This window comes from Caballeronia glathei, from assembly GCF_000698595.1.
Lineage (GTDB): Bacteria > Pseudomonadota > Gammaproteobacteria > Burkholderiales > Burkholderiaceae > Caballeronia > Caballeronia glathei.
This window is the reverse complement of record NZ_JFHC01000110.1, coordinates 1-16301: the sequence shown is the minus strand read 5'-3', so window position 1 is coordinate 16301 and position 16301 is coordinate 1. Positions and strand designations below refer to the sequence as shown.

The 16301-nt window shown below is 59.4% G+C and carries 12 protein-coding genes and 3 pseudogenes; 7 read left to right on the top strand and 8 right to left on the bottom strand.

The features are described 5' to 3' along the window. Positions 1-880 precede the first annotated feature (880 nt). Both BG61_RS35580 and BG61_RS40890 read left to right on the top strand, forming a co-directional pair. Entirely contained in the window at positions 881-1726 is an 846-nt protein-coding gene (locus tag BG61_RS35580; RefSeq protein WP_152565271.1) for a hypothetical protein, read from the top strand. 97 nt (positions 1727-1823) lie between these two features. After that, positions 1824-2021, top strand: a pseudogene (locus BG61_RS40890) (transposase domain-containing protein); the annotation flags it as partial. Between the two features lie 305 nt (positions 2022-2326). Here the strand turns inward: BG61_RS40890 and BG61_RS35575 are convergent. The 4 genes from BG61_RS35575 to BG61_RS40885 form a co-directional block, all read right to left on the bottom strand. Next, a complete protein-coding gene (locus BG61_RS35575) occupies positions 2327-2794 on the bottom strand; it encodes a hypothetical protein (RefSeq protein ID WP_035942842.1) in 468 nt (155 codons plus the stop codon). A gap of 579 nt (positions 2795-3373) precedes the next feature. After that, positions 3374-3535, bottom strand: a complete 162-nt coding sequence (locus BG61_RS43060; RefSeq protein WP_161783725.1) for a hypothetical protein — start codon at positions 3533-3535, stop codon at positions 3374-3376. Positions 3536-4587: 1052 nt separating this feature from the next. Then, positions 4588-4938 carry a hypothetical protein gene (locus BG61_RS42460; protein WP_152565270.1) on the bottom strand — a complete coding sequence of 117 codons (351 nt, stop codon included), beginning with the start codon at positions 4936-4938 and terminating at the stop codon, positions 4588-4590. Positions 4939-4957: 19 nt separating this feature from the next. Further along, positions 4958-5143, bottom strand: a complete 186-nt coding sequence (locus BG61_RS40885) for a hypothetical protein (protein WP_075584305.1) — start codon at positions 5141-5143, stop codon at positions 4958-4960. Positions 5144-5318: 175 nt separating this feature from the next. Here BG61_RS40885 and BG61_RS40880 point away from each other — a divergent pair. Beyond that, positions 5319-5523 (top strand): annotated as a pseudogene (locus BG61_RS40880) (hypothetical protein); the annotation flags it as partial. 208 nt (positions 5524-5731) lie between these two features. Here the strand turns inward: BG61_RS40880 and BG61_RS40875 are convergent. Continuing rightward, entirely contained in the window at positions 5732-6538 is an 807-nt protein-coding gene (locus BG61_RS40875; RefSeq protein ID WP_233469201.1) for an ATP-dependent Clp protease proteolytic subunit, read from the bottom strand. A 1092-nt stretch (positions 6539-7630) separates the two neighbouring features. Between BG61_RS40875 and BG61_RS35550 the strand changes: the two are divergent. From BG61_RS35550 to BG61_RS35540, 3 genes and pseudogenes are all read left to right on the top strand, one after another. Next, positions 7631-8052, top strand: a pseudogene (locus tag BG61_RS35550) (amino acid kinase family protein); the annotation flags it as partial. Between the two features lie 192 nt (positions 8053-8244). Continuing rightward, positions 8245-9612: a DUF3300 domain-containing protein gene (locus tag BG61_RS35545; RefSeq protein WP_035942835.1), complete on the top strand. Its 1368-nt coding sequence runs from the start codon at positions 8245-8247 to the stop codon at positions 9610-9612. A 12-nt stretch (positions 9613-9624) separates the two neighbouring features. Continuing rightward, positions 9625-10554, top strand: coding sequence for a DUF2950 domain-containing protein (locus tag BG61_RS35540; RefSeq protein ID WP_035942834.1), 930 nt, complete (start codon positions 9625-9627; stop codon positions 10552-10554). A 264-nt stretch (positions 10555-10818) separates the two neighbouring features. Here BG61_RS35540 and BG61_RS35535 read toward each other — a convergent pair whose 3' ends face one another. From BG61_RS35535 to BG61_RS35525, 3 genes are read right to left on the bottom strand one after another with little or no spacing between them, the layout of a single operon-like run. Beyond that, the gene (locus tag BG61_RS35535; RefSeq protein WP_035942832.1) at positions 10819-12063 is read right to left on the bottom strand and encodes a complex I 51 kDa subunit family protein; all 1245 of its coding nucleotides are present in this window, start codon (positions 12061-12063) and stop codon (positions 10819-10821) included. A gap of 21 nt (positions 12064-12084) precedes the next feature. Further along, on the bottom strand, positions 12085-13734 hold the full coding sequence (locus BG61_RS35530) for an FAD-binding protein (protein ID WP_035942831.1): 1650 nt from the start codon (positions 13732-13734) through the stop codon (positions 12085-12087). Positions 13735-13749: 15 nt separating this feature from the next. Beyond that, complete coding sequence (locus tag BG61_RS35525; RefSeq protein WP_035942830.1) at positions 13750-14388, bottom strand: 4Fe-4S dicluster domain-containing protein; 639 nt, start codon at positions 14386-14388, stop codon at positions 13750-13752. Between the two features lie 104 nt (positions 14389-14492). Here BG61_RS35525 and BG61_RS35520 point away from each other — a divergent pair, with 104 nt between their 5' ends. Then, positions 14493-15935, top strand: a complete 1443-nt coding sequence (locus BG61_RS35520; protein WP_035942843.1) for an anion permease — start codon at positions 14493-14495, stop codon at positions 15933-15935. Positions 15936-16301 lie beyond the last annotated feature (366 nt).

The following is a 16301-nucleotide window of genomic DNA, read 5'->3' as shown; positions in this document are numbered from 1 at the left end:
TACCGCGTCAGCGGTTTAGTTCAATACGAGTTATCACGATTAATGGAAGTGGGGCTCTGCGTTCAGGCGGCTGATCGCCGCTCACACAACTAAAGTTGTTACTACTTTTCAACTAAGGTTGCTACTTCTGCGTTTGTCGGCAGGCCGCCACGGTCGAGCCATCCGAGGCGGACCTCATCGCAACGCAGAGAGGTGCGGTCGTCGAAGTTTGACGTGTCCCGCAGATGTGGCAGACCCGATCCCTGTGCGGGGCGGCGCAGGTGCGCGTCAGCCAATAGGCCGCGCCAGTTAGACGCGACTCTCCGAGACGGCAGACGGCCGCATCCGGCATCCCGGCGCGTCCCATGCCGAAGGCCGCTTTGATTTCGAGGCTCGGCCACGCCCTGGGCGCAGGCGGATTCCGAACTGGCGTCGGCGGGAGGGCGTACGCCGCTCAAACGTTTATCGCGAACTCGTCGTGCCCGAAGCCGGGACCGTCGTGCATTCGGGATGCCACTGCCAGCGCAGATCGCTGTTTCCCTGATCTCACGCGGCGATTCGCTTCCACCGCGATCTGCAAAAAGTCGAGTCGTTGTTCTATGCGACCCCGGGGCGACGCCGGGATCGAGGCGGGCGGAGCTCTGGGCCTTCGTCGTGAATTTTCGCTTCTGTTTATTAGCTCACGCACGCTGCCGCACGCGTCCGCGGACAGGAGGGACTTCTATGGCCCGCCACCCCGAGGAGCGCCCAGGATAGTGGCAAACGCGCTGCACCGGCACGGAACGAAAATCGCGCCGACATCCGCGTGCGCGGTGCTAGAAACGAGTCCTCGCTGTGTTTCGCCTAAGTTTTCCGTGCGCAAACTACATTTTGTCCGACTTGCCGACGAAGGGGTTCGCCCTTGGCGCACCGGCGCAAGATCGCTAGTCAATCGAAATCCGATTTCACGATCGCACCGCATCCGACGACCGTAACCAAAGCCAACAACCTCCAACCGACGATGGAACCGCCCTTGGACACGGACGCGCAACCCAACCTGTACGCAAGCGAGAGCGCATTCGAGCGGATTGATTCCACGGTGCAGTGGAATCAGCACGCATTCGTCAGATCGCGTTCCATAGGCACGCGCCTTCCCGAGCGTGATGAACTGTTTGTCTGGCGTCTTCGCGCCGAGTGGAGACTCATCTCCGCAGCGGACAAGGGCAGATGCCTTACCAGTGCGGAGCGAAAGCGGATGCGGGCCTATCCGACTTCCGCAATCGGCCAGCGATTCGCCGTTTCGCGGTCGACGATGCGGCTTGTGCTATCCCATATGATGGCGTGCGCGCCCGAGGAAATCGCCATTTCCGACCTGGTTGATGACCGAATCGGGGTGGTTCATTCACGCGACGGGCGCTCGCTTGCCTTGGATATCGCGCAATGCGGAATCTGGATCGTGATCGCTGCCAGCGCGTGCAAACTGGGGGTGGCGCTCGTGAGTCCGGCAGCGGGTGACGGGCCACATGGCGACGCGCGTTCGCAACCCGCAAACGATGCGCGTCCACCGGACGAGGCGTTCCTGCGAGCATGTCAGACGAGCCGGCAGCGCGCGCAACGTTGCGAATTCGTCGAGACGCCCGGCGCAACGGGTGCCATCCCGCGGCAGGATTGGCACAGCCTCGAACTCCCGATGCCGGGGACGATCCGGGCATCGGTCACAACCCAGCAGCGGATCGGGGTCGTCCAGGCGTTCGGCTGGCAAAACTGATGTGGCACACATGAGCGGGCGCACCGTTGCGCCGTGACCGAGCCGGACGAGCCGGTGTACGTGCCTGGCGCCGGCTTTATTCCAATGTCGGCATAATCGACGGACCTGGTTGTTCGCAGGATCCCTGCGTGCCGGGAAGCGCGCGGCCGCGATCATGACATTGATCCGCTCTGCACAACCGAACGGGCACGATCCGCTGGTTTACTTGAGGAACGTGTTGACGCGCTTGCCGACGCACCGTCCCGCTGACATCGCGCAACTGCTTCCTCATCGCTGGACGCCGACCACTGCTTGATCGTTTCAGCGACTGCCTCCGTCAAGATGCCTTCCCCGGGTGCTTACGATGGAACCGCCCGCCGCCAGTCAAATCTAGATTTTCAAATCGCGCCGCCGCATTTCGCGGTTCACATCGGCCCAGATTGCATGACCGGACCGATCTGGTTAGAGAAACCGGCTCACGGAGCGAATTGAGGCATCTAACGTTTGCTTAGATTGGCGAAATACTCAAGGATTTGGCGAGGTATGCCGACGCCTTGGCGGACCCATAACGGTGAGGGAAACGATAGTATGGTGGCCTATCTCATCGCGCGTTGGGTCGGATCACATACTTGCAGACGATCTGCATTCTGCTGGCGTGATAGTAATGATTGCGATGTCCGCCCCATCCTTGCCTTTGTATGAAAAGGACACCGTTACACCGCCTTCAGGGAGCACTTTCAACGTTTTTCCCTTACATACCTCGTTATACAAGTAAGGCCGCATGGCCTTTGTAAATTGTTGCTCGGAAACCTCTGCGCCGTCGTAGTCAACCAACGTGTAGTTATAGCGAAAGTGATGCGCGAGGCCCCATACATTGTCGAGCCTTGTATTCTTATCGACCATGACCGGTGTCTGCTTATTAATCATGTTCATCATCTGCGCAAGATGGTGGTCGATTCGATCTGATTCTTCCGACTCATGGAAGGCCGTCATAGCGGATTTCCCTACTGCTCCGCCTGCGCCGAATGCCGTCACCTTGATAACGACGCCCAATACAGCGATGGCGAGAAAGAACAGTACCTTCTTCATGAGCCATCCCTGAATATTATTTTTTGTTCCACCGAGAGTAGGACGGTCTGTGCTGGGGCGTCAACGCGTCAATAGACCGGCTTGTGTGATGGCCAACCATGTGCACGTCAATCCCCGCTTCGGCCGGTTTTCCTGAAAGCAAGATGAAGGTCAAGCAACGGCCGTCCAAAGCCGTACGCCGACGGGAAGGTGCCCAGAGCGGAAATCACCCATGGTGCAGTCCGATCGAGGGCCATCACCGGCGTGCATGCTATTTGGCATGAATATCCGCGGTCATTTTTTGGCGGGGCAAGAAGTGCGTGCACGTCCCATTCGAGCCTGACCCAGCGCACCCCAGTGCCGGATTGTTGGCTTGCTTGGTTCCGGTTATTCTTGGTGCAAGCTTGCCCTCCGCGCAATCGCTGTAGCACCGGAAAAGGGAAAAAAAGCCCGCCGGAACAGGCGGGCGGCAAGAACATGATCTACAACGCGTCCCCCGGGTCCCCACCCGAGCGAACGCACTTCCAGATAAGCAAAAAAAAGGCCTAGCCATTGGCACGCTTCGGTGTCCCCCTCGTGGTCCTCCGTGTATGGCTGCGGCTATATAGACCTCCAGGTGCCGGTGATCGGGAAGACCACGTCCGCGACGCCGATCCAGCCGAGAAGGATCAGGGCGCCCACCAGAAGCGCTGCGCCCGCCACGATCAGATGGTCGTAGTGGGTGCGTTCCTCCTGTTTCTGTCCGATGCCTCGTCTATACATTTGGGGAGTCGACGTCTCCAGCACGATGGGCGAGCAGTGGTCTCTTCCGTTAAGGAAACCGTCATTCGTCTTTTCAATTTTCATCATCCTTTAGGAGGAATGGGCGCACACGCTTAAATACCCCTGTGCACAAACCCATTGGAGCCTGTTGTTCAAATCGCGCGTGCAACGAATCACAAACCTCTGTCCTGTCGAGACTCGAACCCCTATCAAGCCATTCATTCAACAACTGTGCGTTCCGTTTTCCCGGCTGTAGTGGGAGACGGCTAAGTTGAAACTGGGTGCGCGCGTGCGCGGCCGATCGATAGTAATTGCAAGCAGTTACCCGTGCTTGTGGTGCCCCGAGCCTTTTCATGGCAGCGCTCGACGGGTGACGCGCCGACTTAGCGCAAAAAATCCAAGCTCGCGACGCGATTCGCGTCGACGTGACTTGTAGCCTCCGCATAGTGTCGACGTGACCGTGCCGACCCCAAAGGTTTTTCTCATAGCAGGCTTTGCGCTAGCGGGTCCACCCGAACGCCGCCACGTGTCGTATCGGTTCGTCCGTGGTGATTGCACCTCGCAGCGCGCCCGGCATGGGCAGGTCCATGCTATACCAGCGCGTCTTGGACATGCGCGAGCTCTTCTGCACGACCTCGTCGGGAGCGACATTCGCTCGGTGGTAGCTGAGTTCACGAGCCTGTACTTGCACGTTGTCGGACACCCCATCCGCCTGCGGCGAAGACGGGCCCCTCAAGTTCACGAGTCCTATTCCCACCCTTCCAGCACTGGCCGCGATTACCACCCAGATGCCCACATACGAAACAGCAAACATGATGGTCCGGTTTTCGTGAGGGACCGTCACAAGAACGTGATCGTCAGACATAGTGTTCAACTCCACCACACCCGGATCGCAATTGAGCATCTTAGAATGAATCAGTCGAGTCGCTCTCCGAGCGGACTCGTGACGCATCCATAGGCAATCTTCACCTCCGAAGGGGCTGGTTCTTATTTAACTTACTGTAAGAGCTTGATCAACCTTTTGGCCGACCATCCAGAGTGACGCCGCCACCTCATTCGAGCGTGATGGTGCCACTCGCTTCGACCGTTTCAGCTTCTCGCTTGCCGTCCGTAGTAATGCGGTATTCATAAAACCAATATGTAGACATTCCTGAACTTTTGACCCTCTGTATCACGCGCGTCACATAGCCACGAAGAAACAGTTCGAGCAGATCTGCGGACAGCGCAGCACAATGCGCCCCGCTTGGCGTCTGTTTGGTGGCCGCGCGAGTCGCAAGGGCAAAGTCATTAAGAAAGGCCTCGTTGCGGGTGCCGACAGCAGCGCTATATCTTCCTGAATTAATCGCGACAACAAGCCAGGCGAGCCGCTCCCTGCGCCGGCTCATGATGGGTGAATAGCCCATGTTCGCTCCGATGGTGTGACTAGACACGATTAACTCTTGGCAGACCGTCCAGATTGACACCGCCGTCCCATTCGAGGATGCACGGCGCACCGCACGACGCACACGCGACCGTATCTCCGGCGTGGTCGTCGCCGATCAGGTAGATCGATCCGCGTCGCCCGCACGCCGCGCACCGGTAGGAATACAGGACGGGTCCATCGTTCATGCTGATTGCTCCACAGGGTTGTCCACCGTTTCTGTGCATAAGTGCGTTGCGGTGTCGTGTTTCTCCGTCTGTTCAGTAGGGTCCCTCCCCCGCACTTAGCGGAACAGGAGAACAGAACCGTGACTGAGCATAGATCACCCGGATGACGACATCAATGCAGTGCTGCTCGCTTAGAATGTCGAACACACAAACGGTTGGAGATTGCGAAGGTCTTTACGGAGTGCAAGCACCGGGACGGGTGACGCATGGCCTGCTGCGACTGAGCACCGCTATGCGCAGTCAGGCATGGGAATGGTCGGAGAGCGCGAAGCTCACTCCGACCCAGGGCGAGGTTCTCGTCTTGCTGATGCAGCGTAAGGCACCTATGCGGCTCGGCGACTTCACAGGAGGTCCTTCGCGAAGAACGCCGCCGTTTTTTTTTGCGATTTCCAGTTCCATCTGCAAGCGCTTGTTCTCCGCTCGCAGGCGCGAGAGCTCCATCTGCTCCGTAGGTGCGGAGCGACGATGGGGGAGCAGTGCTGTTCCGTTATGGCGTCGTCGTGTTTTCCCTCTGGCGGATGAGCATGGTCAACATCAGTCGACACGTCATTACGACCGCATCTGCATTAGTTCATCGATGCGGAGACGATAGGTTCGTAGTAGACAAGCTTTATCGCAACACACGTTGCGAGAATTGCGAAACCATGCTCGTTGATCCGCTCTCAATCGCGTTTTGTTGGCCGATACCTTCATCTTTTGATCATAGACTTTTGCCAATGTTTTATCGAGACGGGTAAGTTCCGAATCTCCGCATATAAGCTGCGCTTGAACAGATATGAGCTTGCTGCAAACAAAACTATGGATCAACGCAGCCTTCGTCCGGTGTTGGATTTCCAGTAACCCTGGCTTGCATAGCCCTTGCAGAGATTTGCAAGCGACGTCGCGCCCTACCCATGCCATGTCTCGCGCACCATATTGCCTGACGAAACGACTGATGCCTGCGTGGCTTACCCCCCTTTGCATTGCATTTGCGGAGATTATTTCGTTACAAAGTGAGTCCTCGGCGTAGGTTCGCCCATCGCGCCGGTAGCAACTGTGAAAACCGAGCAGCCCATTACCAACAACACTTCGGCGTTCCCCTGAAGCGAACAGTATTGAAGCGCAAGCGGACGCGCACCTGGCGCTATCTGGAACTGTTGTATAGACACGGACTTTATCCATTGCATCGACGACTCGAAAAGCTGCCTCAACATTTCCTCCTGGACTATTTAATACAAGGGCAACGAGTCCTTCGTCATCACGGTCAGCCATTTTGGCGAACGCCAGAAACTTCTCTGCATCACCTTCCCGAATCCTCCCTTCCCCGATAACCATTTTCCGCTCAAGTTGTGATTGGTAGTAAATTTTGAACTCCATCCCTGGCGCCACACGGGGAAACATAAGCACAGTGAAACAAAGCCAAGAAATTGATCGTTGGATCATGCTTTGCACCAACGCGTCCTTGAATGCGGGGTGCTCAGCGCTACACATACAGTTCTCCTCGGAATGTGAGAAGCAAAGCCTCGAATCTGTCACCAACGGTGCGACCGGTGGCTGCAGTTCAGAACCAGTCGTCGCATTAGTCCAAGTCCGACCGGCGGCCTAGAGTCAAGTGTGGAAGCTCGCGTGGTCTTCGCCGCGCACGGCCGCCGTTCCAATCTCGATCCTCGGCAACCGGCCTTCTGCAGTCACTCACCGGCGTCGGAGGAGTCGCCATCGAGCGGATGCTTCACCCGCACGACGGCCGGCGCGGGCCGTTCGTCTCTGAGTCTTGTAGGAGGCAGAGCTGTCTGATTGGTGGCATTCGAGACCGAATTCTCAACCTCTTAGCTTGCTTGGGTCTGAGCGCGGCCGAGCCAGCCGTCGTGCAAATTTGCGGGCACATCGTAAGTCCATTGCGGACAAGGCGCATTCAGATAGATATAGATTAACCCGGTTTGTAAAAACATGACACCAAAGCGGATTCGAAGTAATGAGACGCATTCTAATCGTTATTCGTCTTATTTCCCTGTCTGAGATGAAAAATCAGTGCCATCGGAGTCAGCTCCACTTGCGGACGAGCGATTTCTTAGCTGCGAATTCCGTTTGGCAGAGCCGCGGGTCGGATAGCCCGCTCAATCGCTACTTCACGCCGATACTTGGAACTTGAAGTGAAGAAATAACTTGAAGTGTCGAATTTTTGCTCACAGAATATGTATGGGCACTGAAGATTCGCTGATTAATCGAATCGCGTAGTTTCCAAAATATGACTACCTAACGTCAATACAAAACGATCGAGTCCGATATATTCGTCAGGATCGAAACGACATGGTTCGGCGGGCGTTTTCCCTAGGGCATCCGCTTTGTCGTCCGCTAATACGTCAGAGGCGTCGAGGAGCCATCAGCATGAGTATAAGCATTTTTACTCAGTAACGCTGTTTATTCAGTACGCACATAACACAGAGAAATCCAACCGAAGGGTCGTAGTACCTCTGGAAAGGCAGCATTGTGATTTGTGCAGGAGGCAGGGGCATTCCGACATGCTAAGAGGAAAATCGCAAGCTGAGCGGCATCGAGGCCGTGATCGATAAGGATCTCTGTTCCGCACTGCTCGCGCACGAGCTTAATGCCGATCTGCTGGTCATCGCCACGGACGTCAACGCTGCCTATGTTGAGTGGGGAAAGCCAACGCAGAAGGCCATTGCTCAGGCTCGTCCCGAGGCGCTCGAGACGCTCGGATTCGCGGAAGGGTCGATGGGCCCGAAGGTGCAGGCGGCGATGGAGTTCGCGAGAGACACCGGCAAGGACGCAGTGATAGGCGCGCTCGCCGGTATTGTTGCGATCACGGAGGGACCGCGGGGACGAGAGTGAGCGTACAGGAAACCGGTATGCGTTTTCATCCGGGCAAATAGTCGGGGGCCGGCAAGTGACGAATATCGGGTAGCGGGCCGGCAGCCGATTGAAATCTAGACACGAATAGATCCGCGACGAGTCGTGCACGTCGGCATCCTGTCGCTCACGTTACGCGTCGCGGTTTCCTATCCTTGACCGGAAGTGTTGCCCCGATCGTTTTCCGCGTCAACAACCTGCCGCAAGGAGGGGCCATGACTCACTGGAACGAACGATGGGCGAAAGCAGTTTTTCTGTGGCTGATGTTGCCAGTGCTCAATCAAGCTTGCGCGGATCGTGGCCCCGAGAGTTCTGTGCAGCGCCCCGCACAGATCCCTGCACAGACTCCTCCGCAGAGCCCCGCACAGGTCGCCGCACAGAGCCCTGCACAGAACCCTGCGCCATTCGGGCCAGAGGAGATCGAGGCCCTGGTCGCGCCGATCGCGCTTTACCCGGACTCCGTGCTGTCACAAGTGTTGATGGCATCCACCTATCCTCTGGAGATCGTTCACGCGGCGCGCTGGGTAAGAGCGAATCCTAACGTGAAGGGCGATGCCGCCGTAAAGGCGGTGCAGAATCAGCCTTGGGACACTAGTGTGAAATCGCTGGTGGCGTTCCCTCAGATACTCGAGCCGATGAATGACAAACTCGACTGGACTCAGAAACTCGGGGACGCTTTTCTTGCGCAGCAAAAAGAGGTCTTCGCTGCTGTGCAGCGGTTGCGGGCACGCGCGCAGGAATCGGGCAACCTGCAATCGAACGAGCAGCAGAAGGTCATCGTCGATCCCGCACCGGCGGGCGGCCAGACCACCATTGTGCGCATCGAGCCCGCAAACCCGGAGGTGATCTATGTGCCAGCCTACAACCCGACGGTTGTCTATGGTGGATGGAGCTATCCGGCTTATCCGCCAACCTATTGGCCTCCGTATCCCGCTTACTATCCTGGTTACTACCCCGGCGCGGCGCTCGCGACAGGATTCGCCTGGGGCATTGGGCTCGCGGCTGCCGGTGCGATTTTCAGCAACTGCAACTGGGGCGGTGGCGACGTCAACATCAACGTGGACAAGGCCGCGAACATAAATCGCAACTTCGACCGCAGCAAAGTCCAGGGGCAGGGAGGTCGCTGGCAGCATGACGCAAGCCATCGACAGGGTGTCGCCTATCGCGACAATGCCACGCGCGACAAGTTTGCCGGGCAGACACCAGGTGCCGACAGGCGTTCCCAGTATCGCGGGCGTGGCACCGACACGGGTACGCGGGTGGGCGCAACCGACCGGGCGGGCGCGAGCAATCGCGCCACCGCCGCTGACCGGGGTAACGCCGGGAACCGCGCATCCGTCAACGATCGGTCAGCCGGTGGTGCTTCGAATCGTGGCGCCACCGGTGACCTGAACCGCGCCAGCGGCGGCAACCGTGGGAGTTACAGTGGAGGCGGACGCGACGGCGCGTTCTCAGGCGTAGGAGGGGGCGGCGCCGCTTCGCAGCGCGACTTCGACCGGGGAAGATCGAGCATGCAGGGTTCAGGCTATAACCGTGGCGGCGGTGGTATGCGCGGCGGCGGTGGTTCCCGCGGTAGGCGTTGAGGAGAGTGAACCATGGACTACCAATCACGCGTTTCCAAGAAGTGGGTGAGGCCCGTACTCGCGAATCTCACCGCCGCTGCCGTCCTGTCGGTTGCCATGACGACTTCCATTTATGCGCAAAAGAACTTCAGCTCTCCGCAGGCGGCAATGGATGCCTTCGGAGACGCCGTCGGGAAAGATCGCGAAGACGCGTTACGCACGATCTTCGGCAATAACTTTCGGGACCTGATTCCACCCGTCGACGCGCAGGTACGTGAAACGTTTGTCGCCGAGTGGGCCAAGTCTCATGTGATCAAGCCAACTGACACGAAACATGCGCAAATTACCGTCGGCGACGACGGCTGGACGTTCCCGATTCCACTCGTCAAAACCGGTCAAGGATGGCACTTCGATACACGCGCGGGTGCCGAAGATATGCGATTACGGCGCATCGGGCGCAATGAACTGGCCGTCATACAGATAATGCTCGTGATTTACGATGCGCAGCGCGAGTATGCGCAGACCAATCACGACGGCGAGGGCGTGCTTGCCTACGCCTCGAGGATGGTTAGCTCGCCGGGAAAGCGCGACGGTTTGTACTGGCCTGCCGGACCAGACGACACCCAAAGTCCGCTAGGCGAAGCGTTCGTTGATGCGAGTTCGCGCAATGCTCGGAATGGCGGCTACTACGGGTACCACTACAAGCTGCTCGATTCACAAGGGCCACACGCACCAGGTGGTGCCTACGATTACGTCGTTCGAGGCAAGCTCTTCGGCGGATTTGCCGTCATCGCCTGGCCGGTGAAGTACGGAGACAGCGGGATAAAAAGTTTCATGGTGAGCCACGCGGGACATGTCTATGAGCGAGACCTGGGGCCGCAGAGCGCAGCCAAGGCGGAGGCCACGAAGTCGTTTGATCCGGGTCCTGGGTGGAGCAAGGTCAAGGGCGAGGACAACGACTAGCGAGAGCGGTCGAGTTGTGCGGATTGGGCTCGGAGCTGCGCGGCAATCAACGATCCCCGAAACCTGGGCGCGTCGGCAAGTCGCTGCTCCGCGATGCCCGAACCATGATGACGACCGCTGTGGGACACGTCTCGTCCCTCGGCACGTACGGCCTGGCAGAAGTACCGGTCTGCCATTTCACTGACCGCGCGCGGCAAGCATTCCGTGGCGAGAAAATCGCCATGCAAGTCTGTCAATCCGGCGACTTCGCGCCTTGCTGTGCGCCTATGCCATCAGAAGCGCCTCATACTCTTCCCGGAACTGATTGACGGAGCTCTCCACCACCGTCACCGCGCCGTCGATGAGACCGCAGCGTCCGCTTCCGGGAAGGATGCGGCATAAGTTTTCTAACGCTTCCAGATCGGCGCGCACGCCGCGACCGGTGTCGAGCCGATTGAGGAGTCGCATTAGCTGAAAGGTGCCGCCCTTGCAGGGCGGGCACTGGCCGCACGAACCCTGAGCAAAGAAACTCACGTACTCAGCGACTTTGCGGACGATGCTCGTGCCTTCCGACACGACGATCATCGCACCGGTCCCGAGACGCGAACGGCGCTGCCGCACCGAGTCGAAATCCAGTGCAACATCGAGATCGTGCTTCGCCAGCAAAGTGTTGGAGGGGCCTCCCGTAAAGACCGCCTTGAATTCCTTGCCCTGCAACATTCCGCCGCCATACTGAAAGATGAGCGTCGAGAGGCTCGTGCCCATTGGCAGCTCGTAAAGACCCGGATGCAAGACGTCACCTGAGAGCGAGTAGAGCTTGGTTCCGGCCGCATTCCCGATGCCGAGGTCTCGATACCACTGCGCGCCATGGCGCAAAATCCCCGGTACGTGTGCCAGTGTCTCGGTGTTGTTCACGATGGTCGGCGCGCCATGCACGCCTTGCTCAGCCGGGAAGGGCGGCTTGCGCCGCGGAAATGGAAACCCGCCTTCCACGCTTGCGATCACCGCTGTTTCCTCGCCACCGATGTACAGGCCCGAGCTGGGTACGACGCGAAGCGCTACTGGCCCACCGACCATCCGCCCGATCGCGGCAAGCAGTGGGTGTCCTTGCCACTGCTGCACTGCTTGGCGCGTCGCCGCGAGAGACAGCGGCTGATGCGGATTGACGTAAAGAATGACGTGGTTGGTACGGGTGGCCACGGCCGCGATAAGCGCGCCCTCGATCACCTGATGCGGCGTGTTCTCTAGGAGAAAGCGGTCCTTGAATGTGCCGGGCTCGTCCTCGTTGCCGTTGCAGATGATGTACTTGTCGCCATCAGGAGCGGTGGCGACCGGCGTCCATTTGCGATGTGTCGCAAACCCGGCGCCTCCCATCCCGCGCAAATCCGCCTGGGCGATTTCGGCAATGATTGCCGCCGGATCTTGCAGCGCCCGGGCAAGGCCCTCCCCGCCACCGCGCGCGAGCCAGGCATCGAGGTCTGCGCCGACACGGATATCGTTCTTCAGAAGAACCTGATTCAGCTTGTCCATCGTCGCGCTCCGTGGATCGCATCACCGGATGCCGCCGACCACGCACCCCGGCGTGCTCGAGCGCAAACCGGCATCGACTCGAAGGTCGAAATGGGCGTAGCCAGGGAAGAGCTGCGGTGCCTTGACATGCAAGGGTAATCCGGCCAACGTCAGCTCGCGCTGCCACGCGTGAACATGGCCGATTCCCGCGCGGCTGGCCGTGACGTGGCCCCGCAAATCCGCAGCCTTGGTCCCGGCACGGCGCCCCATGCTCAGGATGTCGAGCAGTGCGTTCCCCATCAGCCGGTTGCGCCCGTGTATGCCTCCCGTGACTTCACCAACGCAATACAGGCCGGGGACGCTCGTCGCGCCATCCTTGTCGATGGCTACGCCACCGTTTTGGTAGTGGAGGGTCGGATAGACGAGGAACGGTTCCTGCGCCGCATCGTGACCGCACTTGTGCGCGAGGTGGCGCAGCGTGACGAGGCGCTTGGCCAGAATGCCAGGGTTCTCCATTTCGAGCGTCGGTGTGTCGAGGAATACGCCGATCTGACCTTCGCGATCGATTCCGCGCCCCTGCGCACATTCGCGCAGGATAGCCGAAGCCACGACGTCTCGGGGCCCGAGTTCGTTCACGAAGCGCTCGCCTTCGCCGTTGAGTAACTTGGCACCGGCGGAGCGAGCCGCTTCCGAAATCAGGCCGCCCGCCAAGTGGGGCGGGTAGGCGATGCCGGTGGGGTGGTACTGGAACGAGTCGAGCTCGCGCAGGCGCGCCCCGATCCGATAAGCCAGCACAAGGCCGTCCGCGGTGGCACCGTAATGGTTGGACGTCGGAAAGGAATTGAGGTGCAGCCGCCCGGCGCCGCCCGTGGCGAGGATCACAGCACGCGCACGCACGAGCACAAAAGTGCGCCATTCTAGGTTGTAGATCACGGCCCCGGCGCAGCGTCCCCACTCGTCGGAAAGCAGTTCGACGACCGGGCATCGGTTCCACACCTCGATGCCTGGGTCGAGATCCACCGCCTCGCGCAGCACGCGCATCATCTCTAGCCCGGTGTAGTCACGATAGGAGAGAATCCGCGCGGCGGATGCGCCGCCGGGCTTCTTGCGCAGAAGGTTACCGCCGATGGGCCGGTCCTCCTCCAGATCGAACATCATGCCGAGCTGGATCAGCCAGCGAATGATATCGGGGCCGTCCATCACCATCTGCGCAACGAGTTCGGGCACACCGCAGAAATGTCCGGCCCGCAACGTGTCCTCGAAGTGCAGCTGCGGGCTGTCATCCTCTCCAACGGCTGCCTGAATTCCGCCTTCCGCCATCACGGTGTTGCTGTCACCCAGGCGTAGCTTGGTCGCGACGATCACTCGCGCACCTTGCTTTGCCGCGGTGAGTGCCGCGGCACATCCGCCGCCGCCGCCTCCGATGACCAGAACATCGGTGGTCGTGAGCCGTGCACCGGCGATGTCCACATCGTCGATCAGCCCATTTGCCTGAAGATAGCGCGCGAGATCTTGCTGACAGGGATCACCGCGATTCACCCCGACGGTCAGTGCAACGTGTGCGTTCGGGCCGTGGTCAGGGTGATAGCCCTTAAGGAGTTCATCGATGGAGGTGTCATCGCTGCGTACTGTGGGCGTTACACCGGGACGGTAGCGCTTGTGCGCGTCTTCGTAAGGAATACCGGCAGGCATGATCTTTTTACCCGATCAGCGGGGCGGCTGCGCGCCCGGCGCATCGAAATCGATCTTCATTTCACCGCTTTCGATCTGCTGTAGCCGACGCATGAGATCTGCGGGACGCAGCGAAAGCGCCGCGATCATTCGTCGCACGAACAGGCCGAGATGGTTTGGCCGGATATGTTCAGGGCAGGCAAGCGTGCAAAGGTTGCACATGACGCATTCGTCGAAGACCTCGCTCGATGCTGACAGCTTGCCCTCCACGGCAAGATTCACGCCGCGCTGGACGTCGAGGCCCTTCGGACAGGCGCGATCGCATCCACTGCAGTGACGACAATGAGAGGCTTCAGGGAATGTTTCAGAAATCGTGGACAGCACCTGCCAGCTGTCGCCGATATCCTCGATGCGATACACGTGGCGTGCCGGGGCGGTGAAGTAATCGAGGAACGCGACCTGCATCCCGTCTTCAATCAAGGTCTCGCAAGCAAGCGCCGTCTTTACCTCCTGCTCGCCGCTGCGCCGGACCATGACGCGGCATGAGCCGCATACCCCCTGGCCCATGCAGCCAACGCCCTCGACAAGCGTCTGCCCTGCATGCACGAAGGCTTGCAGGATCGAGCAGTTGGTTGGGGCCTCAATCTGATGCCCTTCAATGCTTAAGCAAACCATCTTCTCGCACTGTGTCCTTGCGCGGCGTTGACACCACACTGGCGAACCCACGGAAAGCGTCATATAAAGAATAGCACATGCAGGTAATTGCCACGGGGAGTCCCATGAATACCTTCTGGAAAGCCATCGCGCCCCTCGCCGTAGTGATCCTGATTGCGATCATTCCCGCCCCCGAAGGCCTGGCGCAGCACGCGTGGTATTACTTCGCGATTTTTGTCGGTGTGATCGTCGGGCTGATGTTGGAGCCCATTCCAGGCGCAGCCATCGGGCTCATCGCCGTGACGCTGGTGAGCGTATTCTGTGAATGGGTGTTCTACAGTCCGGAGCAACTCGCGAAGCCTGGCTTCAATGTGGCAAATGCGAGCCTCAACTGGGCACTTTCGGGTTTCTCCAATGGCACGGTATGGCTGATCTTCGGCGCCTTCATGTTCGCCCTCGGCTACGAGAAGACGGGTTTGGGCCGGCGTATAGCGCTCCTGCTCGTGCGGGCGATGGGTCGCAGGACACTCACTCTCGGTTACGCAGTAATGGTGGCAGACGCCGTGCTTGCGCCATTTACACCTTCCAATACTGCACGCAGCGGAGGGACGATCTTCCCCGTGATCCGGAATTTGCCGCCTCTTTACGACTCGAAGCCGAATGATCCCTCGGCCCGGCGGATTGGTTCGTACATCATGTGGACCGCGATCGCCACCACCTGCGTGACGAGCTCGATGTTTCTTACTGCACTCGCCCCTAACCTGCTCGCCGCCGAGATCATAAGGAAAACCGTCCACGTCGATTTGAGTTGGACGCAGTGGTTCCTGGCCATCGCGCCAGCGGGCATTGTGATGCTACTGGCCGTACCGCTCCTTACCTACGTGCTCTATCCGCCGGAAGTGAAGCAAGGCAGCGAGGTGCCCGCCTGGGCTGCGCAGGAGCTAAAAGAGATGGGGCCGCTCAGCCGGCGGGAACTGCTGCTTGGGATCCTGGTGCTTATCGCGCTAGGACTTTGGATCTTCGCGGATAAGTACGTCAATGCGACAACCGCCGCACTGATGGTAATCGCCTTCATGCTGGTCACCAAAGTCGTCACATGGGACGACATGCTCGCGAACAAGCAGGCGTGGAACACGCTCGCCTGGTTCGCGACGCTGGTGGTACTAGCCGACGGGCTCAGCAAAACCGGCTTCGTCAAGTGGTTCGCAGACACCATGGCGGCCCATATGAGTGGTGTCCCGCCGACGACCGCGGCGGTGGTCCTGGTGCTGATCTTCTTCTTTACGCACTACATGTTTGCAAGTGTCACCGCCCATACAACGGCGATGCTCCCGGTCATGCTGACAGTGGGCTCAACCATTCCCGGCATGCCGATGGAGGCGTTTGCGCTGATGCTGGCCCTGACGCTTGGCATCATGGGTATTCTGACGCCCTACGGAACCGGGCCGAGTCCCGTTTATTTCGGCAGCGGGTATCTGCCTGCCGGTGACTACTGGAGGCTGGGCGCGATCTTTGGAATCATCTACATTGTCGTCTTCCTTTTGATCAGCGTGCCCCTCCTGCTTTGAGGCGACACCCCCCGCAGCATCTGAATCCGCTACTGGGATCACTGCGATCGTCGATCCTTCCCGCTTTCCGGGCGAGCGAGATCGTTGCGGCTTAAGGAAGAAGAAACGCCGACATCGGTCTGCCCAGGTCTTGATCGGGAGCTGCGGGAGTCCGCCGGCGCAGCGGGCATCATCGGACCGTGGAGCGTCCGGGCGCCGCCCGAGCGAAAAGGGCTCCGAAGGCGCCGTTGAGAGTATGTGTTTCTTGCCGGTGCTTATCGCATCGCGCCTGCGAGGTTTTCCGCGCCAAGGCCCACGATCAGGTCCAACTCGCCGTTGGTAAGGGGTTGCGTTGCGGGCACCCCGGCCGACTTCAGCGCGGTGGCG